Raw genomic sequence first — 25,704 nt, forward strand, 5'->3', positions numbered from 1 at the left:
TCCTTCGAACAGGTCCATCCAACAAGAGAATGTCCACGCTGAGAAGGATGACGGTGGACAGTGAGACTGGGGGGCCCTGCGGATCAAACCGCATTGGTATATTGAACGAGCCCCATGAAAGACAGGACACTGTTTCCCCCTTACGATAAGGGATAGGCAAACGGTTATGTTTATGACTAACAGCAACGATAAGAGTGGGGAGCTTTTGGGCCAGGAGCGGCCTGGGAGCAGGGGACTGACCTCCAGTACCTTAAACAGCTGCTTGCGTATTGGGCCGACGACTTCGATTGGCACGCACAAGAGCGCGAGCTGAACGCGGCCAATCAGTTCCGCGCCGGTCTCGACGGCATCCACATCCACTTCGTCCATGAGCGGGCCAGACGCGGGCACGGCATTCCGCTGATCCTGACCCACGGCTGGCCCAGCACGTTCGCCGAGTTGCTTCCGCTCGTGCCATTCCTGACCGACCCAGACGCCCACGGCATCGACGGTCCCGCCTTTGACGTCGTCATTCCTTCCCTGCCTGGTTACGGGTTCTCCGAGCGGCCCGCCCGGGTGGGTGTGAACTATCAGCACGTCGCCGGGCTGTGGCACCGCCTCATGCGCGGCCTGGGTTACGAGCGCTACGGGGCTCAAGGCGGAGATTTCGGAGCCGGGGTTGCCACGTTCATGGCGTTGAACAATCCCCAGCCAATAATTGGCGTCCACCTGAGTAATCTGGAGATAGCTCCTTACACTGGAACTGGGGCGCGGCCACTGTCCGCAGCGGAGAAAACCTATCGCGAGCGCAATGAGGCATTCTGGCAAGAGGAATATGGTTACAAGGCCATCCAATCCACGAAGCCCCAGACGCTCGGATACGGGCTGAACGACTCGCCGGCTGGGCTCGCCGCCTGGATTCTGGAAAAGTGGCGCTCCTGGGCCGATTCCCGCGGTAATCTCGATGAGCGCTTCTCTCGTGATTTCTTGTTGACCACGGTCACGCTCTATTGGGTCACGCAGACGATCACATCCTCGATGCGGGACTACTTCGACAACGACAACAGGCGGTTCCGAGTCACGCTCGGACCACAGGAGTTCGTCAACGTGCCAACTGGCATCGCTGTCTTCGCCAGTAATTTTGTCGATGAGGGAACACCTCCCCGAGAGTGGGCCGAACGCCTATTGAACGAGCCCCATGAAAGACAGGACACTGTTTCCCCCTTACGATAAGGGATAGGCAAACGGTTATGTTTATGACTAACAGCAACGATAAGAGTGGGGAGCTTTTGGGCCAGGAGCGGCGGCGCCGCTGGAGCCCAGAGCAAAAACTGGCCATGGTTCGCGAGAGTCTTGAGCCAGGGCAAAGCGTTTCGGTGGTGGCTCGGCGTAACGGCATCAATGCCAACCAGCTGTTCCTCTGGCGCAAGCTGTACCAGGACGGCAGCTTGTCGGCGGTCAGTGCTGGCGAAGCCGTGGTGCCTGCCTCGGAGCTGAGCGATGCGCTCAAGCAGATCCGTGAACTGCAACGGATGCTGGGCAAGAAAACGATGGAAGCAGAAATCCTCAAAGAGGCCGTGGAGATCGCCCGCTCGCGAAAATGGATTGCGCACTCACCCTTGTTGCCGGGGGACGACCAGTGAAGCTGGTCAGCGAATGTCTCGGTGTGGCGCGCTCGCAATTAACGGTTCGAATCAAGCAATCAGCCTTGCCCAAGGTACGGCGAAACAGGCCCGTGGACGACGCTGAACTGGTGGTTGAAATCCAGCAACAGGTCAGCGAGCTGCCCAGCTATGGCTACCGTCGTGTCTGGGGATTACTGCGTCGCGTACGTGAAACCCAGTTGCTGCCCGCGATCAACGCGAAGCGGGTTTACCGGGTCATGCGTGATCACAATCTGCTGCTTGAGCGTCGACTCAAACAGCCCGGCGTGCCACGTCGACACGAAGGCCGTATTGCCGTGAAAACCAGTGATACGCGTTGGTGCTCGGACGGCTTTGAGTTTCGTTGCGAGGACGGCGCCAAACTGAGCGTGACCTTCGCCCTGGACTGCTGTGATCGCGAAGCCATCGGCTGGGTCGCCAGTCCAACGGGATACAGCGGTGATGATATCCGTGACTTGATGCTGGAGAGCGTGGAAAAGCGCTTTGGCGACCAACTGCCCGCCACGCCGGTGCAATGGCTAAGCGATAACGGTTCGGCCTATACCGCCGAACAGACGCGCCTGTTTGCTCGGCAGATCGGTTTGCAACCGGTGACCACGCCAGTACGCAGCCCGCAGAGCAACGGCATGGCTGAGAGCTTCGTGAAGACGATCAAGCGTGATTACGTGGCGCACATGCCCAAGCCGGATCGAGAAACGGCGCTACGCAACCTGGCCATTGCCTTCGAGCATTACAACGAGGAGCATCCGCACAGCGCCCTGAAATATCGCTCGCCGAGGGAGTTCAGGCGCTTGGCCGCAGCATCAATTTAACGGGGAGTTGGTGTCCGGTTTTTTAGGGGCAAGTCCACCTATACAACGTGCGCCGGTGGACCCCGATGCCGAGCGGCGGGCACTTCGCCCCAGTCGAGGAGCCCGAGTTGCTCGCCCGCGATATCGCAGCGTTCTTCGCCGGTTTATGAGCCTGCACGCAGGTACCGGTGTAGTCGTTCCTTGAGATGAGGGACACTCCGCGGTCAACATAGCAGCGCCTGGTGAATACCGATGTCTGGCGCCGAACAACGTGTTGCAGCCGACACGCTCCGCTGCGCTTCGCGTGCGGCTGAACACAACCGTTGGGCGGCAGCCGAAAGCAACCACCAACCGAGGAGCAGGCTATGGCGTTCAAGCAAATGAGCGAGACGGAGGTCGATGATCTATTCAGTATGGAGCGGGTCATGCGCATCGGTTTCGAGGCAAACGGCGAGCGCTACCTCGTGCCCCTCGGATTCATCTGGCACGGCGGTGCCCTCTACGCCATGACGACTCATGGTCGAAAGACCGGAATGGCAGCGGCCAATCCCCAGGTATCCTTTCAGATCGACACTTCGGCCAGAACCAGTATCTTCAGCTGGCATAGCATTTCCGGCGAGGGTACGTTTGAGATCGTCACGGATTCCAAGGAACTCGAGGCGATCGCGCCTCTGCTGGTTGCTCGGTTTCCGGATATGCCGGACTGGATGCAGGCTGAGTACGCAGAGAAACAGGAGCAGGGCCACGTTGTCTTCGTCCGCATTCGTCCGTCGCAGATGACCGGCAGAAAGAGCGAGCCCGCGTAGCCTGGGTATCGAAGAAGCAGCCGCCCGCCGGTGAAAGGGCTCGATTCGTCCAGCGAGGTAGCCTGGATATCCCTCGGTGGGGAAAACCGCTTTGCGGGTTTTCCACCCTGCACGGAGTATCCAGGGCTGTAGGGAGGGCAACGCTTTTCTTGTCCACCGGCTTGTGTCAATGGCCGTTAAGGGTCGACTCCGGCCTGTCGTGACCGGCAGCACTCGACCCTTATCGGACGTTCGGTGCAACGTCGGATAGATGCGTACGCTAGCTGCTGTTTGGAATTCCGATTCACTAGTCGCCCTGCCTACCAGACTCGGCGACACCATGAGTACCGCGCGCGCTTCTGTCGACCATTGCGATGATCGTTTCGAAGAGTTCGTCCTGCGCCAGCTCGGGTGTAATTTCTCCGGTCGCGGCGGCATGGGACAGGGCCTCGGCCGCACCGAGCATCGCCCGAAGACCCGCAGGTGCGATAACACCCTCTCTGGTGAATGGGGAGAGGGCAATCCGACACTTGTTCATGAAGACCGCTTCGTACTCACGCTTGATCTTTTCAAGCTCCGGTGAACTGGCCAACGCCGCGATCACGCCGGGTATCTCGTTGCCTTGGAGAAGCACGCAGTTGACGTAAGACGACGCGATGACCGTAGCAGTGCTCGGCAAGGTGGGTTCGCTTGTCTGAAGCGCGGCGTCCATGAGTGCTGTCTGGCGTGCGTCGAATTCCTGATAGAGCGCCGCCAGCAGTCCAGGGCGCGTGCTGAAATGGTCATAAACCACGGGCTTTGTAACGCCCGCCTGCTCGGCGAGCCGTCCAAGCGTCAAGGCCTCCGTGCCTTCCTCCCGGACCAGCCGCCATGCGACGTCCAGCAGCTGACGTTGCCTCTCTTCTCTCGACAGGCGACGACGCGGCTGCACACTGGAAGGCTGTTCTCTTGTTTCGGTGCTTGACATGGCTATATACCAAAAGTAACTTACCGATCATAACTTACCAAAAGTATATAAGGCTCGCCTTTCGCCCTCAACCTGCAGCAGGAGTTTTCGACATGCACGCGCTCATCATTGTCGCTCATCACGATCCCAGGTCGCTCAGCCATAGCCTCGCTGCACATGTCGCTGAAGGCTTATCCCTGGCCGGTCCCGGCAACTCCTTCGAAATTGCGGACCTCTCGGCGCAAGCGTTCGACCCGCGGTTCACCGCGGCTGATCTCGCCGTCCATCACAGGGAGGCGCCGCCCCCCGCTGACGTTGCCGCCGAGCAGGCTAGGATTGATCGCGCCGATGCCCTTGTGCTGGTCTATCCCGTCTACTGGTGGTCGATGCCGGCGCTTCTCAAGGGATGGATCGATCGCGTGTTCGCCAATGGCTGGGCGTTCGACTTCAGTTCGGATGCCAAGCTGGTGAAGAAGCTTCGCCACCTAAGGGTTCATCTTGTCGGTGTCGGCGGCGCCGACGGGGGAACCTATGAGCGGCACGGCTATGCCGACGCCATGAAGACGCAGATCGACCATGGGATCTTTGATTACTGCGGCGCATGCGTCGTGACGTCCGAACTCCTGCTCGAATCGGAAACGCAGGATCCGACTGCTCATTTGGACACCGCGCGAGCTCTCGGTCGTAATCTCTTCACTGCATCCCAGCGATGCAGCAGTAAGGGTGCAGATCTATTTTCCATGGCCTGAATGTCCGCTCCTGGCCGATTTCTGCCCGTCGCCAAGGGCAGCAATCGATTGCTGCCCGAATGCAATTTCGCACATGTTGAACGATGCCCGATCAGCACCTGGGCCCGATACGTTCAAGTGATCTCGATAGCAGGCTCATGCCAATTACGGTCATAACCACGCATATGATTGGGCCTACGCTCATCAGCGGACGCCAGTACGACAGAAGCAATGGATAGCGGGAGAATTCTTGTTGAGCGTCAACCTCACTCATGATCGCCAGTTGACCGAGTGTCGTCGCTATCCCACCTGACAGAAGTACCAGCGTAGCACTGCCTACAAGGCCCCATGCCCACTCTGTGTGCCTAGATTCTTCTTGTAGAACGCCAACCTGTTTGTCTAACGGGAGCTGCACTTGAATTGCCGGTCGACTACGTCCAATTCGTGCCGACAGGCTCATGCCCAGCCGGCACAATCCCATAATCACAACAAAGAAAAAAACTACGCCATAGCCCAACGGTCCCATAGCTGCTCTCCCCGAGCAGCGTTCTTGTCACCACTGGCGAGAAGTTTTGTGGCTTTGCTCCTGGCGGCTTTGCGTTCTATATCGAGCAGTTCACAGGAGGCTTTGTGCTCGGATTCAGCCAGGCTGTACTGGTCTCGTCCTCTTGACTCTAAGGCGTCTAGGGGGCGCAGCGGCTGCTTGAGAGCTGGTGATTTCATCGTGGATGGTCGTCCAATGAGGACGCCCCATTGATTGGGGATGACCATCCAGTCGTCGTACTGTTTCGGGTGGATAGCAAATTTGCGGCCCACGACGGCACTGATAGCAACCACGAGCGCTACCCCTGCGGATTCCACGCGCACTTGGACACCCATTCCACGAACACTTGGACAGCGATTCCACGCTGACTTGGACACTCATTCCACGGCCACTTGGACACTGATTCCACGAGCATTTGGACACTGATTTCTCACTGATCCGCCCCATGCTCCAGCAGGCAGCGACGCAGGATTTTTCACTACCATCGACCTCTTTTATCGAAGCGAAGAGGTCGTCTTGGAGCGTTTATCCATGCGTAAAATCCGAGAGGTACTACGCCTAAAGTTCGACGCCGGCCTGTCCGTGCGCAAGATTGCCACCAGCCTTCGCATCAGCAGCGGCAGTGCCGGCAATTACCTGCATCGGTTTAACGCCTGCGGGCTGACCTGGCCGACGGCATTGTCGGATGCTGAACTGGAACGATGTCTGTTCCCGCCGGCGCCGACGGTTCCCAGCGATCAACGCCCGATGCCCGACTGGGCATGGGCTCATGCGGAGCTGCGCCGCCCCGGCGTCACTTTGGCCCTGCTCTGGCAAGAGTACCGACTCAGCCACCCGCAAGGCTTCCAGTACAGCTGGTACTGCGAGCACTACCGCCTCTGGGCCGCCAAGGTCGACGTGGTCATGCGCCAGGAACATCGTGCGGGCGAAAAACTGTTCGTCGATTATGCCGGCCAAACCGTTCCGGTCATCGACCGGCAGACCGGTGAAATCCGCCAGACCCAGATATTCGTCGCCGTCCTGGGCGCTTCCAGCTATACCTTCGCCGAAGCCACCTGGTCGCAGAAACTGCCCGACTGGCTGGGCTCGCACGCCCGCTGCTTCGCTTTTTTCGGCGGCACATCGCAGATCCTGGTACCTGACAATCTGCGCAGCGGCGTCACCAAGGCGCATCGCTACGAGCCGGACATCAACCCCAGCTACCGCGATCTGGCTGAGCATTACGGAGTCGCCGTGCTGCCCGCTCGCTCGCGTAAACCCAGAGATAAAGCCAAGGTTGAAGTCGGCGTACAGGTGGTCGAGCGCTGGATCCTGGCGGTCTTGCGTAACCGTCAGTTTTTCTCGCTGGGCGAACTCAACACGGCGATCGGCGTGCTGCTCGAACGCCTCAATCAAAAGCCCTTCAAGAAGCTGCCCGGCTCACGCCGCTCGGCCTTCGAGACCATCGACCAGCCTGCGCTACAACCGCTGCCGGAACACCCGTACGTCTACGCCGAATGGAAAAAGGTACGGGCGCACATCGACTACCACGTCGAGGTCGACGGCCATTACTACTCGGTGCCGTACCAGTTGGTAAAGCACCAGCCTCGAAGTACGCCTGACCGCGCAGACGGTGGAGTGCTTCCACGCCAACCAGCGCGTGGCCAGCCATCTGCGCTCGCTACATAAAGGCCGCCACACCACCCAGACCGAGCACATGCCCAAGAGCCACCGCGAACATGCGGAGTGGACGCCGCAACGGCTGATCCGCTGGGCAGAGCAGACCGGGCCGAACACTGCCGGCGTCATCGCCCACATCCTCGAACGCCGAATCCATCCTCAGCACGGCTTCCGTGCCTGCCTGGGCATCCTGCGCCTGAGCAAACAGCACGGCGAAGAGCGGCTGGAAGCCGCTTGCCAGCGTGCGCTGGCACTGGGCGCGTGCAGTTACAAAAGCCTCGAATCGATCCTGCGCCAAGGCTTGGAGCGATTACCGCTGGCTCAGCAGAACCTGCCGCTACTGCCCGACGAACACATCAATCTGCGGGGCCCCGGCTACTACCACTGACCTGAAAAAGGAGCATGAAAATGCTACCCAACCCGACTCTGGACAAGCTACAAACCCTGCGGCTGCACGGCATGATCAAGGCGCTTGGCGAGCAGCACGCGACGCCTGACATCAACGACCTCAGCTTCGATGAACGCTTGGGTCTGATGGTCGACCGCGAGCTGACCGAACGTGAAGATGCCCGCCTGACCACTCGCCTGAAAGCAGCCCGACTGCGCCACAACGCTTGCCTGGAAGACATCGACTACCGCAGCCCGCGTGGCCTGGACAAGTCCCTGATCCTGCAACTGGGCAGCGGCCAATGGCTGCGCGATGGCCTCAATCTGATCATCGGCGGCCCAACCGGCGTGGGCAAAACCTGGCTCGCTTGCGCGCTGGCCCACAAGGCCTGCCGGGACGGCTACAGCGTGCGCTACTTGCGCCTGCCACGTCTGATGGAGGAACTGGGCCTGGCCCACGGCGATGGCCGCTTCGCCAAACTGATGGCCAGCTACGCCAAGACTGACTTGCTGATCCTGGACGACTGGGGCTTGGCGCCATTTACCGCTCAACAACGGCGCGACATGCTGGAGCTGCTGGACGACCGCTACGGGCACCGCTCGACACTGGTAACCAGTCAGATGCCGGTGGACAAATGGCATGCGCTGATCGGCGATCCGACCTTGGGTGATGCGATCCTCGACCGGTTGGTGCACAACGCTTACCGCATCGAACTCAAAGGTGAATCGATGCGCAGACGCGCTACGAAATTGACTGTAACAGATACTTCAGACTAACAATGCAAACCTGCGTCGCTGCGCTCCGACTGCCTGTCCAAGTGGACGTGGACTAGGTGTCCAAGTGAGCGTGGAATGAGTGTCCAAATGCTCGTAGGCTGAGTGTCCAAGTGTCGTGGAATCCGCACTACCCCAACAAAATCTGGCGGGCACTGGGTGCGCTCAGCGACATCGCGGACATATTCCTGAAGGTCGGTTGGCAGTAGCGTGTCACGCCAGGCCATGACGCTCGGCAGGCCGCTTGGGAGGGTGGTGGGCGTAATGTCCGGACTCAGATATGAGGCAAGAGCCGGTTCGGGCATCTCTACCAAGAATGGTGGGAGTTGCTCGTGTGTGGTCATTGGTTATCTCGCTCTGCAAGATCCAGAGCGGCTTCGTCTCGCTCCCGAATTTTGCTCTCCAGCCAGGTCTCTACCTCCGCGACAACGAAATAGATGGCCACCTGTTTGCTCTGCCCGAATTTGATGGGGCGAGGAAAGCTGGGTTCGGTTTCGCGCAGCTTTTCCAGACCGGAGCGACTTTTGTCAAAACAGCGCTGCAGGGAGTTGTGACTGATCAGATATTTTTTGTGTGTATGTGTCGGCATGTGTGGGTCTCTGTGTGCAAAGAGACACCTATTCCATACCTTTTTTCCTACCTAGGCCGTCATTTCACGCAACAAAAGCGTCTGAAAAACGTTTGTTGGTGGGGGAGGCGGTGCGCGACTGAGCTAGTCGAGGTGAAGGCTGTCATTAAGCTGGCACAACCGAGCCAAAACAGCCCTATCAGGCACAAAAAAGGCACTTGCGATAAACGCTAAGTGCCTGATTTGTAACGCTTATTTGGTGGAGCCGGGGGGATTTGAACCCCCGTCCGCCAGTACTCCGCTGTCGGTACTACATGCTTAGCCGTGTCAACTGAGTTAACCCGCGGCCGCCCGACGGGCAGGGTGCTTTGGGCGAGTTGTGTAAGTTTTAGCCACTTCGTCCACAACGTACTACGCGGCGATCCTGTTCTATATGACAATCATTTTGGGTTTACAGGCATCCCCTGATGATTGCTGGAGCCGAAGCTACCAGAAGGGAGGGCTAGGCTGCTTACGCAGCGATAGCGTAGTCCCCGTAGGTTTCGTCATTGGCAACTATAAAAGTTGCAACAGTGGATTTACGAGTTCTGTTACCAACTCGGCATGCACCTAGAGTTTCGCTACCGGCGTCGAATCCTAATCGGCCCCGTGCCAGCTCTACAGAAGCAGCCAGCAAGCTCAGTGTACGCGAAAGTGGCGCACAAGGCCAACCCGAAGGTTGTCCTTGGCAAGGGTCAGCTCTTTTGGCCCTTTTGCCTGTTGAGCAGGATCTGGTTGGCCTTGGTGGTCTTCTCGATGCACGCATTTCTGTCGCCTTTGGCTTGGGCGGCCTCGGCTTCTTCCTTCAATTTCATCAATGCTTGCCTGGTCCCTTCGCTCATTGACAGTGTGCTGGCCATGGCGTCGTCAATGCGCTGAAGGTTTGAGGCGCACAAATCCCCGGCAGCGAAGACCGGGGAGGACAGTGTTGCAGCGGCAATGATCAATCCGCAAATCGCAGTACGCTTCATGTGAACCTCCTGAAGCGGTGATCGAAGAAGCTATATTTTACGCGTATTCAGACTGCGCGAGCGCGGGTCACCCGATCCACCAGATAGACCAGGCCGTGGTAGTCGATCCCGCCATGGTTGGACAGGCCGATTTCGCACGTTCGGCTGGTGGAGATACCTTCGCTGCAATACTGCACGGCGTCCTTCAGGCTGCGCAGGGCGTGGGCATTGAGTTGCGGGGTGGTGAAGCCCTTGTCGCCGGCGAAGCCACAGCAATGGATGCCTTCGGGTATCACCACCGTGGTGCTGCAGCGTCGGGCCAGGTCGATCAGGGCCTGGCTCTCGCCCAGATGCTGGGTGCTGCAGGTCACATGCACGGCGATCGGTTCTTTCTGCGGGGTAAACACCAGTTTGTCGAGCAAGTGCGTGCGGATGAACCGTACCGGGTCGTAGAGATCCAGGGGGCTGTCACCCAGGTCCTGGACCAGGCGCAAGGTGCAGGGGCTGGTGTCGCAGTAGATCGGGTCCAGGCCGCCGCGGCTGGCATGGAGCAGGGCGCCGATCAACTCCTGGCGCTTGTGCTCAGCCTGTTCGGCATAGCCCTTGGAGGCGAACGGTTGGCCGCAGCAGAGGCTTTCCGGGTTGTCGGGAAAGACCACCTGGTAGCCGGCCTTTTCCAGCAGGCCACGGGTTTTGTCGAGCAGTGACATCTGCTCGCGGTCCCCGGCCGCCGGGCCCATGACCCGCGACACGCAGGCTGCCAGGTACACCACGCGCGGTCGTGCATCCTGGCTCGGCGGGCTGAAGCGGATGGCCCGCTCCGGTTGCGGCATGGCGACCGTCCACTGCGGTATGCGGCCCGCCGAGGCCTTGCTCAGTTTCGCCGAGAGGCTGGCCAGGCGCGGCGCGCCGAGCAGCATGCGGGCGCCGTTGGCCACGTGCAGGGTAAAGCGTGCGCCTTGCAATGCAGTATCGAAGTGGCTGGACAGCCATTCGGCGGTTTTCAGGTTGTTGGCGGTGCGGCTGCGGAGTTTTTTCACCAGCTCGCCGGTATTTATGCCCACCGGGCAGCGTTGTGCGCAAAGGCCGGTAGCGGCGCAGGTGTCGATGCCCTGGTACTGGAAGTCGCGCTCCAGTTCGGCGGTGTCGATCCCGGTGCGTTTCTTCGCCTGGATATCACGCCACATGACGATGCGCTGGCGTGGGCTGAGCGTGAGCCCCTTGGAGGGACAGACCGGCTCGCAGAAGCCACATTCGATGCACTTGTCGACGATTTCGTCGGCGGCCGGCAAGGGCTTGAGGTTTTTCAGGTGAATTTGCGGGTCGTCGCTGAGCACCACATCCGGGTTGAGGATGCCGGAGGGGTCGAGCAGGCGCTTGAGCTGCCACATCAGTTGATAGGCGTCATGGCCCCACTCCAGTTCGACGAAGGGCGCCATGTTGCGTCCGGTGCCGTGCTCGGCTTTCAGCGAACCGCCGAATTCGACGGCCACCAGTTGCGCGACATCGTCCATGAAGGCCTGATAGCGCGCGACTTCCTCGGCGTTGTTGAAACCCTGGGTAAAGACGAAGTGCAGGTTGCCCTCCAGCGCGTGGCCGAACAGGATGGCTTCGTCGTAGCGGTGCTTGTCGAACAGGGCGATCAGGCGGTTCACACCGGCAGCCAGTTGTTCCACCGAGAAGGTGACGTCTTCGATAATCACCGTGGTGCCCGTCTTGCGCACGGCGCCGACTGCCGGGAAGGTGTCCTTGCGGATCGCCCAGAGTCGCGCGTTCTCTATCGGGTCTTCGGTGAAGTCGACCTGCTTCTCGACTGCGAAACCTGTCAGCGAGGCCATGATCTGCGCCAACTGCTCATGCAGCAATGGCTGCGATGCGGCGCGGGATTCGATCAGCAGGGCGCAGGCGTTGTCCGACAATTGCTGGACGAAGGCCGGCATGCCCGGCTTGTCCTGCACCGAGCGCAGGCTGCGGCGGTCGAGCAGTTCCACGGCCGAGACCGGCTGGCGCTTCAAAACGGTGACGGCGTTGCAGCAGGTTTCCACGTCGGGGAAAACGATCAGCGCCGAGGCCTTGTTCGGGTGATCGATCACCGTGTCGTAGGTGACGGCGCTGATGAAGCCCAGGGTGCCTTCGGAACCGACCAGCAGGTGGCTGAGGATATCCAGCGGCTCGTCATAATCGACCAGGGCATTGAGTGACAGCCCGGTGGTGTTTTTCAGGCGGTACTTGTGGCGGATTTTTGCGGCCAGTTCACTGTTGGCGCGGGTTTCGCGACCGAGGCGGGCGAGCTCATCGAGCAGAGCGCCGTGGCTGTCGCGAAAAGCGGCAACGCTGGCGGGATCTTCGGTGTCCAGGCGGCTGCCATCGGCCAGCACCAGGCGAATTCCGGCCAGGGTGTGGTAGGTGTTCTGCGCGGTGCCGCAGCACATGCCGCTGGCGTTGTTGGCGACGATGCCGCCGATCTTGCAGGCGTTGATCGAGGCAGGGTCCGGGCCGATCTTGCGCCCGAACGGTGCCAGCCAGGCGTTGGCCTGCGCGCCGATGACGCCGGGTTGCAGACGAATCTGCAGGCCCTGGCCACGTATCTCGCGGCCATTCCAGTTGTCGCCGAGCACGATCAGCACCGAGTCGCTGATGGCTTGCCCGGACAGGCTGGTGCCGGCAGCGCGGAAGGTCACCGAAACCTGTTCGCGGTGGGCAAGCTTGAGCAGGGCGACCACTTCCTCTTCGGATTCGACACGGAGCACCAGCTTGGGAATCAGCCGATAGAAACTGGCGTCAGTGCCGAAGGCCAGGGTCGAGGTCGGGTCATCGAAACGACGCTCGCGAGGGATCAGCCGTTCGGCTTCGCGGAGAAAACCAGCGGGTAGGCTCATTGGTCCTCCAGGATCAGCACCACCAGGTCTTTGGGCCCGTGCGCGCCATAGGCCAGAACCTGTTCGATATCGGCGGTCTTGGAGGGGCCGGATATCAGCAGGGCATTGGTTGGCATACCTTGCGCCCATTTGTGCTGTTGCTGAACCTGATAGAAGTTGTCCTGGATTTCACTGGCCTTGAGCAAGGCGAAATGCACGGGCGGCACCAGGCTCATCAATCGCGGTTCCTGCGGGGTCGGCCAGACGATCAGGCTGCCGGTGGCGGCGATCGCACCGAGGGTTGCGGTCAGGCTGGCCGGGGTGTCGTTGAACAGTTCGGCTTTCCATTCTTCCACGGGGCGGTCATAGGCCTTGAGCGTGGGCAGGCCAGAATGCTGCTGCCAATACTCGGTGACGCGCTGGCCGTGAGGCGTGCCCGGGGCAATCAACAGGCTGGGCAATTGGCGCTCGCGCAGCAGTTGCGCGAGCAACTGGGGCCAGTCCTGGCCGGTGCTCAGGTGGATCTCGGTATGCACCGCTTCCATCAGTTTGCGCAGTTGCGTAATGCGCTGCGAAGGCGGGTAGCTCCAGGGTTCGGTCACCAGCGCTTCGTCAAAATTGTCGGCCAGCGGGGTGGTGCCACTGAGGCTCTTGCGGAGCTTACCGAGGATATTCTGTTTGGCACTCATTTTTGATCTCCCTTCTTGCCCAGATGTTCGCGAGCCAGGTCGTGCAACGAGCGGGCGGCAAGTTTCGGGGCGCTATGATTCTGTGTCCAGGGGCCGATATTGCTCGGGGTCAGGCCGCGCAGGCGCGTGGCGAAAAAGCCGAAGAGCCGATACAGGGTCGGCGAACTGTTGAGGCGGGCCCAGGCATTCCAGATGAAACGCTCCTTGCGCGAGTACTTGCTGCCTTGGCCACGCATGACTTGGTTCGGACTGTCCGGGGCCTTGACGTTCTCTTCGCGCAGGCGTCGCAACAACGCCGGGATCGGGATCTTCACCGGGCAGACTTCGCCACACGCGCCGCACAACGAGGAGGCGCTCGGGTGGTCCGGGACCTTGGCCAGGCCGACCATGTGCGGGGTGATGATCTTGCCGATCGGGCCCGGGTAAACCTCGCCATAGGCGTGACCGCCAATGCGGGTGTATACCGGGCAGTGGTTCATGCAGGCGCCGCAGCGGATGCAATTGAGGGTCTGGCGCAATTCGCTGTCGGCGAAGGCCTGGCTGCGGCCGTTGTCGAGCAGCACCAGGTGCACTTCCTGCGGGCCATCGAGCTCATCGGCCTTGCGTGGGCCGGAGATCATGTTGACGTAGGTGGTGATCGGCTGGCCGAGGGCCGAGCGGGTCAGCAAGGAAACCAGCGGGACGACATCGCGCAGGTTCTCGACGACTTTCTCGATGCCGGTCACGGCGATATGCACCGGTGGCACTGTCGTCGACATACGCCCGTTGCCTTCGTTTTCCACCAACAGCAGGGTGCCGGTTTCGGCCACGGCGAAATTGACCCCGGAAACCCCGATGTCCGCTTCGAAGAACTTCTGCCGCAAGACCTTGCGACCGATCTGAATGAGTTGGTCGACGTCCCTGGTGTACTCCACGCCGAGTTTGTCGTGGAACAGGGACGCGACCTGACCGGCGTTCTTGTGGATAGCCGGCATAATGATATGAGAGGGCTTCTCGTGGTCGAGTTGAACGATGAACTCGCCCATGTCCGACTCAAGGCATTCAATACCCCGAGCTGCGAGGACATGGTTCATTTCCATCTCTTCGCTGACCATCGATTTGCCTTTGATCACTTGCCGCGCCTCGTGAGCCCGGATGATCGAGAGGACGAGGTCATTGGCCTCGTCCACCGTTTCCGCCCAGTGCACTTTCACACCGTTGCGGGTCAGGTTCTGTTCCAGTTGCTCGAGCAGGTCGGGCAACTTGGATAAAGCACGTGCGCGAATGGCATTACCCAGAGCGCGCAAATGCTCGCGTTCGTGAGCATCGCTGAAGGCCACGGCACGCTTGGTCATCAGCGAGTCCATGGCACTGCGAAAGTTGTTTCGCAGTTGCGAATCGCCCAAGGCTTTATGGGCCCTGGCGCGAAAATCTTCCTGTACCTCGACGGTCGGAATCAGCGTTTGTACGCTCATTGCCCACCCCCGGTACGCTGCCAGAGGAAGCTGGCCAGGTGTTGGCCGCGCAGTGCTTCGCGCTGTTTCTCAAGGGCCCCGTTGATGTTCATCAGGCAGCCACAGTCTGCGCTCAAAACCTGATGCGCGCCGGATTCTTTCAGTGCGCGGGTCTTGTCGGCGACCATCGCCCCGGAGATATCAGGCATACGGACGCTGAACGTCCCACCAAAGCCACAGCATTCGCTTTCATGGCTGTGTTCAACGCGCTCCACATTGCCCAGTTGTGCCAACAACGCACGTCCATGCAAGTGGGTGTTCATTTCCCGTCGTGCCGAGCAAGAGGTATGCAGCGCCACCTTGACTGGCTCGCCGCTGTCCTTGAACTGCACCTTGCAGACGTTGAGCAGGAACTCGGCCAGCTCATAGGTTCGGGCCGCGAGGGCCTGGACCTGTTTCAGTGTCTCCGGCTCGTCCTTGAACAAGTCGGCATAGTGTTCTCGGAGCATCCCGGCGCACGAGCCGGATGGCACCACGACCGGATAATCCCCGGCGAACAGCGCCAGCTGTGACCTTGCCACTTGCCGCGCCTGCTCGGTGTAACCGCTGGTGTAAGCCGGCTGCCCGCAGCAGCTTTGCCCTTGCGGGTATTGGACGGCAATACCCTCGCGCTCGAGCAGGTGAATCGCATCCATGCCCGCTTCGGGGTAGAACAGGTCCACTACGCAGGTGCCGAACAGGTACACCCGAGCAGGTTTCTCGCTGGGGTATTGGCGTGGCTGGGGCAGTGGCGGTGCGACGCGGGTCGCGTTGGGCACGGCGTTGTAAAAAAGCTCGCTCATCAGGCATTTCTCCGGGTGGTCCCGGTTATCCGTCCAGCGTGCTGCTGAAATATAAACACTTGAAGCTTTCAGCAGCCTTGCAGACCGGGGTGTTGAACAACTGACGCCGGACAGCCCGACGTCAGATTTTTTACATGGAGCCGTAGGCGATCAATGCACCAGCATCCCGGTGAACCAGTACGCCTGCGCCAGGGTGATCAGGCCGACGATGGTGGCAAAGAATAGGCTGTGCTTGAGGGTGAAGCGGAACAGATCGGATTCCTTGCCGACCAGCCCGGTTGCCGCACAAGCGACGGCGATCGATTGCGGGGAGATCATCTTGCCGGTCACGCCGCCGCTGGTATTGGCTGCAACCAGCAAGGTGTCGCTGACGCCGATCTGATGGCCGGTGGTGGCCTGCAACGAGCTGAACAGGGCGTTGGACGATGTGTCCGAACCGGTCAGGAACACGCCCAGCCAGCCGAGGAACGGCGAGAAGAACGGGAACGCTGCGCCCGTACCGGCCAGCACCAGCGCCATGGTCGAAGACATGCCCGAGTAGTTGGTGACGAACGCGAAGGCCAGCACCATGCCGATGGACAGGATCGGCCAGCGCAGCTCATAGAAGGTCTCCTTAAAAGTGGTAAGACCAGTTTTAAGGTTGATCTTCAGTACCAGCATCGAGATCAGCGCCGAGAAGAAAATCGCGGTACCGGTCGCCGAGATCGGGTCGAGCTTGAACACGGCGGGAATGGCCGTTGGCGCGGTTACGATCGGAGCGACCTTGATCACCATTTGGTCCAGGTGCGGGATCGCGAAGTTGAACACCCAGCCATACATCGAGCCGCCAGCGGCGAACAGGGCCTTGAAGGGCTTGAGGGTCCAGATGGTGACCAGCACGGTGAGAATCAGGAATGGTGACCAGGCCTTGATAATCTGGAACAGGCTGTAAGGCGAACGCGGGGTGGTGCGCTGCTGGCCGAAGCCGCCGGTGCTCTTCACTGCTGCAGCGCCGACGCTGTTGGCAACGATTTCAGGGGTACGCTTGGGCTGCCAGATTTTCAGGAACAGGGTCAGGCTCACCAGGCTGGCCAGGGCCGAGGTGATGTCCGGCAGTTCCGGGCCAATGAAGTTGGAGGTGAAGTACTGGGTCACGGCGAAGCTGAAACCGGCCACGAAAGCTGCTGGCCAGGTTTCCTTGACGCCGCGCAGGCCGTCCATCATGAACACCAGCCAGAACGGAACGAACATCGACAGCAAGGGCAACTGGCGACCGGCCATGGCGCCGATCTTGAACGCGTCGATACCGGTTACCTGGCCGGCGACGATGATCGGGATGCCCAGGGCGCCGAACGCCACTGGCGCAGTGTTGGCGATCAGGCACAGGCCTGCCGCGTACAAAGGGTTGAAGCCCAGGCCCACCAGCAGGGCGGCGGTGATGGCTACCGGCGCACCGAAGCCAGCAGCGCCCTCGAGAAATGCACCGAAGCAGAAGCCGATCAGCAGGACCTGCAGGCGCTGGTCGTCGGTGATCGACAGGACCGAGCTGCGAATGATCTCGAACTGGCCGCTCTTGACGGTGAGTTTGTAGAGGAACACCGCTGCGACGATGATCCATGCGATCGGCCAGAGACCATAGGCAAATCCATAGCCTGCGGCAGCGATTGCCATGTCGGCCGGCATCTGGAAGGCGAAGATCGCAACCAGGATGGACAGCGCCAGGGTGATGCTTCCGGCGACGTGACCTTTGAGGCGGAACACGGCCAGGGCCAGGAAGAAGAACACGATGGGGATGACTGCCGCCAGGGCGGACAGTCCGAGACTGCCGAGCGGGCTATAGAGCTGTTGCCAGGTTTGCATATGGGGTGGCCCCTGATTGTTGTTGGGTGCTCGATTTGATAAATTGGTAATACCAATTTACAATGTCGATGCGCTAGGTTAGAAGCCTTGCCATCGGTGTGTCAATTTGCCGGGCTAAAACTTTCGTCGGATGGGGTATTCGATGAGCTTCTGATCGGGTGATGAAAAGCCTTGCTGATGGGTGTGAGGCGGGGCGCGATAGGCGAGAATAGGGCGCCCCGTGGGTTGTTTCGTATGTGGAGAGTGAGCGATGAGTTTCAATCAGGTCCGCCAGCGCCGTTTGTCCGACGATATCGTCGAGCGGCTCGAGGGGATGATTCTTGAAGGGACGTTGAAGGCTGGCGAACGCTTGCCTGCTGAGCGGGTGCTCGCCGAACAGTTCGGGGTTTCACGCCCCTCCTTGCGCGAAGCGATCCAGAAGCTGGTCGCCAAGGGCATGCTGGTCAGCCGCCAGGGTGGTGGCAACTACGTGATCGAGTCGCTGGGCTCTACGTTCAGCGATCCCTTGCTGCAATTGCTGGAAAACAACCCTGAGGCCCAGCGCGACTTGCTCGAATTTCGCCACACCCTCGAAGGCTCCTGCGCCTACTACGCCGCCCTGCGCGCCACCGAACTGGATCGCGAGCGCCTCAAGGCGGCTTTCGACAGGTTGCAGGATTGCTATGCCCGAGCCGATGAAGTCGATCGGGCGGAAGAGGGTATCGCCGATGCCAATTTCCATCTGGCCATTGCCGAGGCCAGCCATAACGCTGTGCTGCTACATACGATCCGCGGGCTGTTCGACCTGCTCAAACGCAATGTGGTGACCAATATCGGCGGCATGTACAAACAGCGCAGCGAAACGCGCGACATGCTGATCGGGCAGCACCGCGAGCTTTACTTGGCGATCATCGAGGGGCGGGCGCAGGACGCGCGCGAGGTGTCCAGCCGGCACATTCTGTATGTGCAGGAGGTGCTGGAAGAGGCGCGCGAGGAAGTGCAGCGCATGGCGCGGGCGGAGCGGCGCAAGGGGTTGTAGCGTATTGCGACCGCTGTGCGGTCGAGCGCAGCCTTCGGCAGCGGCTACAAGAGCTCGGCTCACCACGTTCGGTGTAGCCGCTGCCGAAGGCTGCGCTCGGCCGCAAAGCGGCCGTAAAAGCGCTGGCCGACCTCAGTCGTCCTTGCCCTTGCTACGCACCGCACGCTGCAGCTCACGATCGGAATCGCGCTCGCGTTCGGTATGGCGCTTGTCGTATTCCTTCTTGCCTTTGCCCAAAGCAATCTCGCACTTGATCAAGTGCTTGCTCCAGTAAAGCGACAAGGCGACGCAGGCGTAACCTTTTTGCTGAACCGCGGCGAACAGCTTTTCCAGCTCGCGGCGGTTGAGCAGTAGTTTGCGGGTGCGTGTCGGGTCGGCGATAACGTGGGTACTGGCCGTGGTCAGCGGGGAGATATGGCTACCCATCAGCCAGGCCTCGCCATCCTTGAGCAGCACGTAGCTGTCGATCAACTGTGCCTTGCCGGCACGCAGACTTTTTACTTCCCAGCCGGCCAGGACCAGACCAGCCTCGAACTTGTGTTCGACGAAGTAATCGTGTCGCGCTTTCTTGTTTTGCGCGATGGTCCCTGTTGGGTGTTTCTTTTGTTTAGCCATAGGGGGCGCATTATATGCAGTCGTCGCGTTGTCGGCTACGGGCATGCTGCATGCTTGAGCCGCTTGAGTGAATCCCGGACAATGCGCTGCTGTTTTATCCGATTTTTCTGATGCGCTTATGTGGCGCCCATCGGCAACCCTGTAGTTTTGCCGCTCAGTTTTGGAAGTGACGCCTGCATGACAACGCATATTCAACGTTCGGCCTTGCTGCCTTACCCTGCTCAGGCACTCTATGACCTGGTCAACGACGTCGCTCGCTATCCGGAGTTTTTGCCATGGTGTTCTTCCACCAAGGTGCTCGAGGCCAGCGGCGAGCATATGCGCGCCAGCCTGGCGGTGGCGAAGGGCGGCCTCAGCCAGCAATTCGTGACACGTAATACGCTGGTTCCCGGGAACTCCATCGAAATGCATCTGGAGGAGGGGCCGTTCAGCCAGCTGCACGGCCTCTGGATATTCAAGCCCCTGGGGGAAAAGGCCTGCAAGATCAGTCTGGATCTGTCGTTCGACTATGCCGGGCCATTGGTTCGGGCCACCCTGGGGCCATTGTTCAATCAGGCGGCCAATACCCTGGTCGACGCTTTTTGCCAGCGAGCCAAGCAACTGCATGGCTGAGTCATTCATCGAGGTCGAGGTGGTCTTCGCAGCAGTCGATCGGCAATTGTTGCTGAAGGTGTCTGTGCCTGTCGGAACCACCCTGCGCGAAGCCGTCAGGATGTCCGGCATGGCTGGGCAGTTTCCGCAATGGAACCTGGACGAGTGCCCGGTGGGAATATTTGGTCGAGTGGTTGCCGAGCCGCAGGCTCATGTCGTTCAAGCGGGCGAGCGGATCGAGCTGTATCGACCGCTGCTCGTCGACCCCAAGGAGGTGCGCAAGTTGCGCGCCGCCAAGGCGGCCAAGGCCAAAGCCGCCAAGCTTTGAAACAGGCAACAAAAAGCCCGGCATGCCGGGCTTTTTTGTGTTCGCCTTGTTACTGCGGCGCAGTTTCCAGCGGTTCCTGGCTTGGGGCCGGAACCACTTCGACCTCGTCCACTTCGCGTTGGATCTTGTCCAGCAGCGAGCCGGGCTTGGCCGGGGCTTCGGGTTCGGGTTTCGCTTCAGGCTGCGCAGGCGTGGTCTCTGCCGGGGCTACCGTCGTGCTGGTTTCGCTACCGAGGATGGCTTCGTCTTTGCTGACACCCGGCATGAAATCGCCCGACAGGCCGGACAATTGGTCGCTATCATTAAAGAACACACTCATGCGTTCCTGCTGGCGCGGACCGCCACCTGGCTGCAGGCTGTACAGGTAATCCCAGCGATTGGTATGGAATGTATCGGCGATCAGCGGGTTACCCATGATAAACCGTACTTGCTTGCGGGTCATTCCCGGGCGTAATTGGTCTATCATGTCCTGCGTGACGACATTGCCCTGCTGGATGTCGATTTTGTAAACCCCGGGGAAGGAACAACCGGCGAGTGCGAGCAGACCCACGAAAGTGAGGCTGGTTAGCAAGTGCTTGGTGTTTTGCATCGGTGGGCGACTTCCACTATCTTGGCTGGACAACGTAAACCCCGATCATACCCGTATTAAGAGAAGCTGCGAAGCAGCATCGGCGAGAAAGCTGACCATGGTTGAAAATAGCGAACTACGAAAAGTCGGCCTCAAGGTGACCCTGCCTCGAGTCAAAATTCTACAGATGCTCGACTCGACCGAGCAGCGTCACATGAGTGCCGAGGATGTCTACAAGGCATTGATGGAAGCGGGTGAGGATGTAGGCCTGGCCACGGTTTACCGTGTTTTGACCCAGTTCGAAGCTGCCGGGTTGGTTGTGCGCCACAACTTCGATGGCGGCCATGCGGTCTTCGAATTGGCTGATGGCGGTCACCACGACCATATGGTCAACGTAGAGTCTGGTGAAGTCATCGAGTTCTTCGACAGCGAAATTGAAAAGCGTCAGAAAGAGATCGTCGCCGAACACGGCTTCGATCTGGTTGATCACAACCTGGTGCTGTACGTTCGCAAGAAGAAGTAAGCGTTAGCGCTGCTATCGTGCAGCCATCGAAGGCGACCTCAGGGTCGCCTTCGTGCGTTTTGCCTCAGCCGGTTTTTGCAGTAACGACCATCTTTTTGGCGTGGGCCAGGGATTCCTTGGTCAGATCGATGCCGCCGAGCATTCGCGCCACTTCCTCGACCCGTTCGTTCTTGCCCAGGCTGGAAACAGCGGTGCGGGTAGCATCGCTGCCGCGGACCTTGTGCACGAACAGATGGTGGTGGCCCTGGGCGGCTACCTGGGGCAAGTGCGTGACCGTCAACACCTGGCCGCGCTCCCCGAGCCGGCGCAACAACTGGCCGACGATCTCTGCCGTCGGCCCGCCAATACCCACGTCCACTTCATCGAATACCAGTGTTGGCACGCGTGAGGTTTGCGCGGTGATGACCTGGATCGCCAGGCTGATGCGTGACAGCTCGCCGCCGGATGCAACCTTGGCCAGGGCCTTGAGCGGTTGCCCAGGATTGGCGCTGACCAGTAGTTCGACCTGTTCCAGGCCATTGGGGAGCAATTCGTTGCCGCTGTTGGGGTGCAGTTCAATGCTGAAGCGCCCGCCCGGCATGCCCAGGCGCTGGATTTCCACCTCCACGGCCGCGGCAAGCTGGGTTGCCGCTTGTTGGCGCAGCCCACTGAGTTCGCGGGCTATTTCCTGATAGTGGCGAGCATAGGCTGCAAGCTCGTCAGCCAGGCGCTCGATGGACTCGTCATTGGCATTCAGGGTTTCGATTTCATCCAGCAGCTTCTGTTGCAGGCTGGCCACTTCGGTGGGGTGAATGCGGTGTTTGCGCGCCAGGGTATAAATGGTGTCCAGCCGCTCTTCGAGCTGCTGCAGGCGTGCCGGGTCTGCGTCGAAGTGGTCGAGGAAACGGTTGAGTTCACCGACTGCCTCTTCTACCTGGATCTGTGCGCTGGAGATCAGGTTGGCTGCCTCGCCCAGGGCTCCGGGTGCGTTATGCACGGCGGTGAGCCGGTTGAGGCTGACTGTCAGGGCGCTCAGCACGTTGCCTGAGTCGTTCTCGCTGCAATGATCGATGACTAGCCGGCAAATACCGAACAAGGCTTCGGCATTGGTCAGGTTCTTGTGTTCCTGCTCCAGTTGTTCCAGTTCATTCTCGCCGAGCCCGAGGTTTTCCAGCTCTTCAAGCTGATAGCTGAGCAACTGATGGCGGGCCCGCTGTTCGTCACCGGAGTTGGACAGGCGGTCCAGCTCCAGGCGTGTCAGGCGCCAGCGCTGTGCAGCCAGCTGCACCTGGCGGGCAAGGTCGGTCGCCCCGGCATATTCGTCGAGCAGGCGGCGATGGGTGTCGGTCTTGAGCAGGGATTGGTGTTCATGCTGGCTGTGAATATCGATCAGCAGCTCACCGAGCGCCTTCAGGTCGCCCAGCGGGCAGGGCGAGCCGTTGATATAGCCGCGCGAGCGCCCCTCGGCGGTGATGACCCGGCGCAATATGCACGGGCCGTCGTTGTCCAGGTCGCGCTCGGCCAGCCAGGCCCGGGCCTCGGGTATGTCGCCCAGGTCGAAGGTTGCGAGGATGTCGGCCTTGTCCGCGCCGGGGCGCACCACGCCACTGTCGGCGCGGTCACCGAGGGTCAGGCCGAGGGCGTCGAGCATGATGGATTTGCCCGCACCGGTTTCACCGGTGATGACGCTCATTCCGCGAGCAAGTTCGAGGTCGAGGTGTTCGACGATGGCGTAATTGTGTACGGACAGGTGCACCAGCATTGGGTGGCTCCCAGGCGTTAAGTCTGGTTATTTATACAGTGTTTTATTTGTGGCTGACAATGCCTCGACTTAGCTCGATTTGGTTATGACCAGGTTTTTTTTATTGCGCCTGGGCATGAAGCGAAATGGACTGCTTGTCACAAAGACCCTTGAACCTGAAATTTGCGACCCCATATAGCGGGCAGAAGCGCGAGTTCAGCTCGCTGACGTAATTGAAAGGAGAGATCTATGGCTGACGAACAGACTCTGGATACGCAGAATCCTGACGCTAATGAGGCTGCCGAAACCACTGGCGGTGACGACCTGGTCACGCGCGTACAAGTGCTCGAAGAACAGCTGGCGGCCGCAAAGGACCAAGCCTTGCGTGTAGCGGCTGATTTGCAGAACGTCCGCCGCCGTGCCGAGCAGGATGTCGAGAAAGCGCACAAGTTCGCTCTGGAAAAGTTCGCCGGCGACCTGCTGCCGGTCATTGACAGCCTCGAGCGCGGCCTGGAGCTGTCCAACCCGGACGACGAAAACATTCGCCCGATGCGCGAAGGCATCGAGCTTACCTTGAAGATGTTCCAGGACACTCTCAAGCGTTACAACCTCGAAGCACTGGATCCGCACGGTGAACCGTTCAACGCCGAACACCACCAGGCGATGGCCATGCAGGAAAGTGCCGAAGTCGAGCCCAACAGCGTGCTCAAGGTTTTCCAGAAGGGCTATCAGCTCAATGGTCGCCTGCTGCGCCCGGCCATGGTCGTGGTCAGCAAGGCTCCGGCGCCGGTTTCGCCTTCGATCGACGAGAAGGCTTGAAATCAGCCGAACGGCCCCCATTTAGGTGTCAAGCGTTTAAGTGCTACCGCAGTTAGCCACCACTGCTGCGGCAACCAAATTCAAGTTTCGGGAGAGTGAACATGGGCAAAATCATTGGTATCGACCTGGGGACCACCAACTCCTGCGTCTCCATTCTGGAAAACGGCAACGTCAAGGTTATCGAGAACGCCGAAGGCGCTCGTACCACGCCGTCGATCATCGCTTACGCCAACGATGGCGAGATCCTGGTCGGTCAGTCCGCCAAGCGTCAGGCTGTGACCAACCCGCACAACACTCTGTATGCAGTGAAGCGTCTGATCGGCCGTCGTTTCGACGAAGAAGTCGTACAGAAAGACATCCAGATGGTCCCTTACAAGATCGTCAAGGCTGACAACAACGACGCCTGGGTAGAAGTGAACGGCCAGAAAATGGCGCCGCCACAAATCTCGGCTGAAATCCTGAAAAAGATGAAGAAAACCGCCGAAGACTATCTCGGCGAAGCAGTGACCGAAGCGGTCATCACCGTACCTGCCTACTTCAACGACAGCCAGCGTCAAGCAACCAAGGACGCCGGTCGTATCGCTGGTCTGGATGTAAAACGCATCATCAACGAACCGACCGCTGCTGCTCTGGCGTACGGCATGGACAAGGCCAAGGGCGATCACACCGTGATCGTTTACGACCTGGGTGGCGGTACCTTCGACGTATCGGTGATCGAGATCGCTGAAGTCGACGGCGAGCACCAGTTCGAAGTACTGGCTACCAACGGCGACACCTTCCTCGGTGGTGAAGACTTCGACATCCGTCTGATCGACTACCTCGTGGACGAGTTCAAGAAAGAAAGCGGCATGAACCTCAAGGGTGACCCGCTGGCCATGCAGCGCCTGAAAGAATCCGCTGAAAAAGCCAAGATCGAGCTGTCTTCGAGCCAGCAGACCGACGTCAACCTGCCGTACATCACTGCAGACGCTACCGGTCCGAAGCACCTGAACGTGAAGATCTCCCGCGCCAAGCTGGAATCGCTGGTCGAAGACCTGGTTCAGCGCACCATCGAGCCTTGCCGCATCGCCATGAAAGACGCCGGTATCGACTCCAGCAAGATCGATGACGTGATCCTGGTCGGCGGTCAGACCCGTATGCCGCTGGTTCAGAAGCTGGTAACCGATTTCTTCGGTAAAGAAGCTCGTAAAGACGTCAACCCGGACGAAGCTGTTGCCATGGGTGCTGCTATCCAGGGCGCCGTACTGGCTGGTGACGTGAAAGACGTTCTGCTGCTCGACGTCAGCCCGCTGACCCTGGGTATCGAAACCATGGGTGGCGTGATGACTGCGCTGATCGAGAAGAACACCACTATCCCGACCAAGAAGTCGCAGGTGTTCTCCACTGCCGACGACAACCAGAGCGCCGTGACCATTCACGTGCTGCAGGGCGAGCGCAAGCAAGCGGCCCAGAACAAGTCCCTGGGCAAGTTCGACCTGGCCGAGATTCCGCCGGCTCCGCGTGGCGTGCCGCAAATCGAAGTAACCTTTGACATCGACGCCAACGGTATCCTGCACGTAGGTGCCAAGGACAAGGCGACTGGCAAGCAGCAGTCGATCGTGATCAAGGCCAACTCCGGTCTGTCTGAAGAAGAAATTCAACAGATGGTTCGCGACGCTGAAGTCAACGCCGAGGAAGACCGCAAGTTCGAAGAGCTGGCGAGCGCCCGCAACCAGGGTGATGCCTTGGTTCACTCGACGCGCAAGATGGTCGTCGATGCCGGTGACAAAGTGACTGCCGAAGAGAAAACCGCGATCGAAGCGGCCGTCGTTGCCCTGGAAGCTGCCATCAAAGGCGACGACAAGGCTGCGATCGATGCCAAGGTCGAGGAGCTGTCCAAGGTGTCTGCGCCTGTCGCGCAGAAGATGTATGCCGAGCAGGCGGAAAAGCCTGAAGCCGCTGCCAAACCTGCTGAAGAAGCCGGCAAGCACGATGACGTCGTCGACGCTGAGTTCGAAGAAGTCAAAGAAAACAAGTAAGTATTGCTTGTTGTCGGCCGGTTCACCGC

At 59.9% G+C, this 25,704-nt stretch carries 23 protein-coding genes, 1 other RNA gene and 2 pseudogenes; 13 read left to right on the forward strand and 13 right to left on the reverse strand.

The features are described 5' to 3' along the window. Nucleotides 1–258: 258 nt before the first annotated feature. The 4 genes and pseudogenes from NVV94_RS26800 to NVV94_RS03650 form a co-directional block, all read left to right on the forward strand. Nucleotides 259–378 (forward strand): annotated as a pseudogene (locus tag NVV94_RS26800) (epoxide hydrolase N-terminal domain-containing protein); the annotation flags it as partial. Nucleotides 379–450: 72 nt separating this feature from the next. Then, a complete protein-coding gene (locus NVV94_RS03640; protein WP_258445888.1) occupies nucleotides 451–1,212 on the forward strand; it encodes an alpha/beta fold hydrolase in 762 nt (253 codons plus the stop codon). 23 nt (nucleotides 1,213–1,235) lie between these two features. Beyond that, a protein-coding gene (locus tag NVV94_RS03645) for an IS3 family transposase (protein ID WP_408733446.1) occupies nucleotides 1,236–2,455 on the forward strand; the annotation gives its coding sequence in 2 pieces (ribosomal slippage) (nucleotides 1,236–1,581 and nucleotides 1,581–2,455; 1,221 coding nt in all). Nucleotides 2,456–2,799: 344 nt separating this feature from the next. After that, the gene (locus NVV94_RS03650) at nucleotides 2,800–3,240 is read left to right on the forward strand and encodes a pyridoxamine 5'-phosphate oxidase family protein (protein WP_258445889.1); all 441 of its coding nucleotides are present in this window, start codon (nucleotides 2,800–2,802) and stop codon (nucleotides 3,238–3,240) included. Nucleotides 3,241–3,526: 286 nt separating this feature from the next. Here NVV94_RS03650 and NVV94_RS03655 read toward each other — a convergent pair whose 3' ends face one another. Beyond that, nucleotides 3,527–4,186 carry a TetR/AcrR family transcriptional regulator gene (locus NVV94_RS03655; protein ID WP_258445890.1) on the reverse strand — a complete coding sequence of 220 codons (660 nt, stop codon included), beginning with the start codon at nucleotides 4,184–4,186 and terminating at the stop codon, nucleotides 3,527–3,529. Nucleotides 4,187–4,278: 92 nt separating this feature from the next. Here NVV94_RS03655 and NVV94_RS03660 point away from each other — a divergent pair, with 92 nt between their 5' ends. Next, nucleotides 4,279–4,914 carry an NAD(P)H-dependent oxidoreductase gene (locus tag NVV94_RS03660; RefSeq protein ID WP_258445891.1) on the forward strand — a complete coding sequence of 212 codons (636 nt, stop codon included), beginning with the start codon at nucleotides 4,279–4,281 and terminating at the stop codon, nucleotides 4,912–4,914. Between the two features lie 480 nt (nucleotides 4,915–5,394). Here NVV94_RS03660 and NVV94_RS26805 read toward each other — a convergent pair whose 3' ends face one another. Beyond that, complete coding sequence (locus tag NVV94_RS26805) at nucleotides 5,395–5,772, reverse strand: DUF3987 domain-containing protein (protein ID WP_408733447.1); 378 nt, start codon at nucleotides 5,770–5,772, stop codon at nucleotides 5,395–5,397. Between the two features lie 196 nt (nucleotides 5,773–5,968). Between NVV94_RS26805 and istA the strand changes: the two are divergent. Then, nucleotides 5,969–7,484 (forward strand): annotated as a pseudogene (istA, locus tag NVV94_RS03665) (IS21 family transposase). A gap of 20 nt (nucleotides 7,485–7,504) precedes the next feature. Beyond that, the gene (gene istB / locus NVV94_RS03670) at nucleotides 7,505–8,260 is read left to right on the forward strand and encodes an IS21-like element ISPsy14 family helper ATPase IstB (RefSeq protein WP_258445892.1); all 756 of its coding nucleotides are present in this window, start codon (nucleotides 7,505–7,507) and stop codon (nucleotides 8,258–8,260) included. Nucleotides 8,261–8,597: 337 nt separating this feature from the next. Here the strand turns inward: istB and NVV94_RS03675 are convergent, their stop codons facing one another. From NVV94_RS03675 to NVV94_RS03710, 8 genes are all read right to left on the reverse strand, one after another. Further along, entirely contained in the window at nucleotides 8,598–8,846 is a 249-nt protein-coding gene (locus tag NVV94_RS03675; protein WP_258445893.1) for an AlpA family transcriptional regulator, read from the reverse strand. Between the two features lie 236 nt (nucleotides 8,847–9,082). Next, nucleotides 9,083–9,473, reverse strand: a transfer-messenger RNA (tmRNA) gene (gene ssrA / locus NVV94_RS03680). Between the two features lie 86 nt (nucleotides 9,474–9,559). Then, the gene (locus NVV94_RS03685) at nucleotides 9,560–9,835 is read right to left on the reverse strand and encodes a hypothetical protein (RefSeq protein WP_258445894.1); all 276 of its coding nucleotides are present in this window, start codon (nucleotides 9,833–9,835) and stop codon (nucleotides 9,560–9,562) included. 47 nt (nucleotides 9,836–9,882) lie between these two features. Continuing rightward, the gene (locus tag NVV94_RS03690) at nucleotides 9,883–12,693 is read right to left on the reverse strand and encodes an FAD-binding and (Fe-S)-binding domain-containing protein (protein WP_258445895.1); all 2,811 of its coding nucleotides are present in this window, start codon (nucleotides 12,691–12,693) and stop codon (nucleotides 9,883–9,885) included. Further along, nucleotides 12,690–13,361, reverse strand: a complete 672-nt coding sequence (locus tag NVV94_RS03695) for a lactate utilization protein C (protein WP_258445896.1) — start codon at nucleotides 13,359–13,361, stop codon at nucleotides 12,690–12,692. Before NVV94_RS03695 ends, NVV94_RS03690 begins: the two co-directional genes overlap by 4 nt. Beyond that, nucleotides 13,358–14,815, reverse strand: a complete 1,458-nt coding sequence (locus tag NVV94_RS03700; RefSeq protein WP_258445897.1) for a LutB/LldF family L-lactate oxidation iron-sulfur protein — start codon at nucleotides 14,813–14,815, stop codon at nucleotides 13,358–13,360. Before NVV94_RS03700 ends, NVV94_RS03695 begins: the two co-directional genes overlap by 4 nt. After that, a complete protein-coding gene (locus NVV94_RS03705) occupies nucleotides 14,812–15,636 on the reverse strand; it encodes a (Fe-S)-binding protein (protein WP_258445899.1) in 825 nt (274 codons plus the stop codon). Before NVV94_RS03705 ends, NVV94_RS03700 begins: the two co-directional genes overlap by 4 nt. 150 nt (nucleotides 15,637–15,786) lie before the next feature. Further along, nucleotides 15,787–17,475 (reverse strand): lactate permease LctP family transporter, encoded by a 1,689-nt coding sequence (locus NVV94_RS03710; protein ID WP_258445900.1) that lies wholly within the window; start codon nucleotides 17,473–17,475, stop codon nucleotides 15,787–15,789. A 250-nt stretch (nucleotides 17,476–17,725) separates the two neighbouring features. Here NVV94_RS03710 and NVV94_RS03715 point away from each other — a divergent pair, with 250 nt between their 5' ends. Continuing rightward, a complete protein-coding gene (locus NVV94_RS03715) occupies nucleotides 17,726–18,493 on the forward strand; it encodes an FCD domain-containing protein (RefSeq protein ID WP_258445901.1) in 768 nt (255 codons plus the stop codon). 132 nt (nucleotides 18,494–18,625) lie between these two features. On the opposite strand, the gene smpB is transcribed toward NVV94_RS03715, so the two are convergent. After that, nucleotides 18,626–19,108: an SsrA-binding protein SmpB gene (gene smpB / locus NVV94_RS03720; protein WP_258445902.1), complete on the reverse strand. Its 483-nt coding sequence runs from the start codon at nucleotides 19,106–19,108 to the stop codon at nucleotides 18,626–18,628. A gap of 177 nt (nucleotides 19,109–19,285) precedes the next feature. On the opposite strand from smpB, the gene NVV94_RS03725 reads away from it, so the two are divergent. Continuing rightward, nucleotides 19,286–19,720 (forward strand): type II toxin-antitoxin system RatA family toxin, encoded by a 435-nt coding sequence (locus NVV94_RS03725; RefSeq protein WP_258445903.1) that lies wholly within the window; start codon nucleotides 19,286–19,288, stop codon nucleotides 19,718–19,720. After that, complete coding sequence (locus NVV94_RS03730) at nucleotides 19,713–20,027, forward strand: RnfH family protein (RefSeq protein WP_258445905.1); 315 nt, start codon at nucleotides 19,713–19,715, stop codon at nucleotides 20,025–20,027. The genes NVV94_RS03725 and NVV94_RS03730 overlap by 8 nt, the downstream gene beginning before the upstream one ends. A gap of 49 nt (nucleotides 20,028–20,076) precedes the next feature. Here NVV94_RS03730 and NVV94_RS03735 read toward each other — a convergent pair whose 3' ends face one another. Further along, a complete protein-coding gene (locus NVV94_RS03735; protein ID WP_258445906.1) occupies nucleotides 20,077–20,616 on the reverse strand; it encodes an outer membrane protein assembly factor BamE in 540 nt (179 codons plus the stop codon). 97 nt (nucleotides 20,617–20,713) lie between these two features. Here NVV94_RS03735 and fur point away from each other — a divergent pair, with 97 nt between their 5' ends. Beyond that, on the forward strand, nucleotides 20,714–21,118 hold the full coding sequence (gene fur, locus NVV94_RS03740; RefSeq protein WP_258445907.1) for a ferric iron uptake transcriptional regulator: 405 nt from the start codon (nucleotides 20,714–20,716) through the stop codon (nucleotides 21,116–21,118). Nucleotides 21,119–21,182: 64 nt separating this feature from the next. On the opposite strand, the gene recN is transcribed toward fur, so the two are convergent. Next, the gene (gene recN / locus NVV94_RS03745) at nucleotides 21,183–22,859 is read right to left on the reverse strand and encodes a DNA repair protein RecN (protein ID WP_258445908.1); all 1,677 of its coding nucleotides are present in this window, start codon (nucleotides 22,857–22,859) and stop codon (nucleotides 21,183–21,185) included. 228 nt (nucleotides 22,860–23,087) lie between these two features. Here recN and grpE point away from each other — a divergent pair, with 228 nt between their 5' ends. After that, the gene (gene grpE, locus NVV94_RS03750; RefSeq protein WP_258445909.1) at nucleotides 23,088–23,657 is read left to right on the forward strand and encodes a nucleotide exchange factor GrpE; all 570 of its coding nucleotides are present in this window, start codon (nucleotides 23,088–23,090) and stop codon (nucleotides 23,655–23,657) included. Between the two features lie 101 nt (nucleotides 23,658–23,758). After that, complete coding sequence (dnaK, locus tag NVV94_RS03755) at nucleotides 23,759–25,675, forward strand: molecular chaperone DnaK (protein ID WP_258445910.1); 1,917 nt, start codon at nucleotides 23,759–23,761, stop codon at nucleotides 25,673–25,675. Nucleotides 25,676–25,704 lie beyond the last annotated feature (29 nt).

Origin of the sequence: Pseudomonas sp. LS1212, from assembly GCF_024741815.1 — a bacterium.
In the GTDB taxonomy this organism is placed as follows: Bacteria; Pseudomonadota; Gammaproteobacteria; order Pseudomonadales; family Pseudomonadaceae; genus Aquipseudomonas.

What these genes read in the sequence shown, in the direction of transcription:
- NVV94_RS03705 (WP_258445899.1), bottom strand. Translation starts at nt 15,636, where the DNA reads ATGAGCGAGCTTTTTTACAACGCCGTGCCCAACGCGACCCGCGTCGCA.
- recN (WP_258445908.1), bottom strand. Translation starts at nt 22,859, where the DNA reads ATGCTGGTGCACCTGTCCGTACACAATTACGCCATCGTCGAACACCTC.
- NVV94_RS03685 (WP_258445894.1), bottom strand. Translation starts at nt 9,835, where the DNA reads ATGAAGCGTACTGCGATTTGCGGATTGATCATTGCCGCTGCAACACTG.
- NVV94_RS03730 (WP_258445905.1), top strand. Translation starts at nt 19,713, where the DNA reads ATGGCTGAGTCATTCATCGAGGTCGAGGTGGTCTTCGCAGCAGTCGAT.
- fur (WP_258445907.1), top strand. Translation starts at nt 20,714, where the DNA reads ATGGTTGAAAATAGCGAACTACGAAAAGTCGGCCTCAAGGTGACCCTG.
- grpE (WP_258445909.1), top strand. Translation starts at nt 23,088, where the DNA reads ATGGCTGACGAACAGACTCTGGATACGCAGAATCCTGACGCTAATGAG.
- NVV94_RS03735 (WP_258445906.1), bottom strand. Translation starts at nt 20,616, where the DNA reads ATGCAAAACACCAAGCACTTGCTAACCAGCCTCACTTTCGTGGGTCTG.
- NVV94_RS03725 (WP_258445903.1), top strand. Translation starts at nt 19,286, where the DNA reads ATGACAACGCATATTCAACGTTCGGCCTTGCTGCCTTACCCTGCTCAG.
- NVV94_RS03650 (WP_258445889.1), top strand. Translation starts at nt 2,800, where the DNA reads ATGGCGTTCAAGCAAATGAGCGAGACGGAGGTCGATGATCTATTCAGT.
- NVV94_RS03710 (WP_258445900.1), bottom strand. Translation starts at nt 17,475, where the DNA reads ATGCAAACCTGGCAACAGCTCTATAGCCCGCTCGGCAGTCTCGGACTG.
- NVV94_RS03675 (WP_258445893.1), bottom strand. Translation starts at nt 8,846, where the DNA reads ATGCCGACACATACACACAAAAAATATCTGATCAGTCACAACTCCCTG.
- NVV94_RS03660 (WP_258445891.1), top strand. Translation starts at nt 4,279, where the DNA reads ATGCACGCGCTCATCATTGTCGCTCATCACGATCCCAGGTCGCTCAGC.
- NVV94_RS03655 (WP_258445890.1), bottom strand. Translation starts at nt 4,186, where the DNA reads ATGTCAAGCACCGAAACAAGAGAACAGCCTTCCAGTGTGCAGCCGCGT.
- NVV94_RS26805 (WP_408733447.1), bottom strand. Translation starts at nt 5,772, where the DNA reads ATGGGTGTCCAAGTGCGCGTGGAATCCGCAGGGGTAGCGCTCGTGGTT.
- dnaK (WP_258445910.1), top strand. Translation starts at nt 23,759, where the DNA reads ATGGGCAAAATCATTGGTATCGACCTGGGGACCACCAACTCCTGCGTC.
- NVV94_RS03690 (WP_258445895.1), bottom strand. Translation starts at nt 12,693, where the DNA reads ATGAGCCTACCCGCTGGTTTTCTCCGCGAAGCCGAACGGCTGATCCCT.
- NVV94_RS03700 (WP_258445897.1), bottom strand. Translation starts at nt 14,815, where the DNA reads ATGAGCGTACAAACGCTGATTCCGACCGTCGAGGTACAGGAAGATTTT.
- smpB (WP_258445902.1), bottom strand. Translation starts at nt 19,108, where the DNA reads ATGGCTAAACAAAAGAAACACCCAACAGGGACCATCGCGCAAAACAAG.
- istB (WP_258445892.1), top strand. Translation starts at nt 7,505, where the DNA reads ATGCTACCCAACCCGACTCTGGACAAGCTACAAACCCTGCGGCTGCAC.
- NVV94_RS03715 (WP_258445901.1), top strand. Translation starts at nt 17,726, where the DNA reads ATGAGTTTCAATCAGGTCCGCCAGCGCCGTTTGTCCGACGATATCGTC.
- NVV94_RS03695 (WP_258445896.1), bottom strand. Translation starts at nt 13,361, where the DNA reads ATGAGTGCCAAACAGAATATCCTCGGTAAGCTCCGCAAGAGCCTCAGT.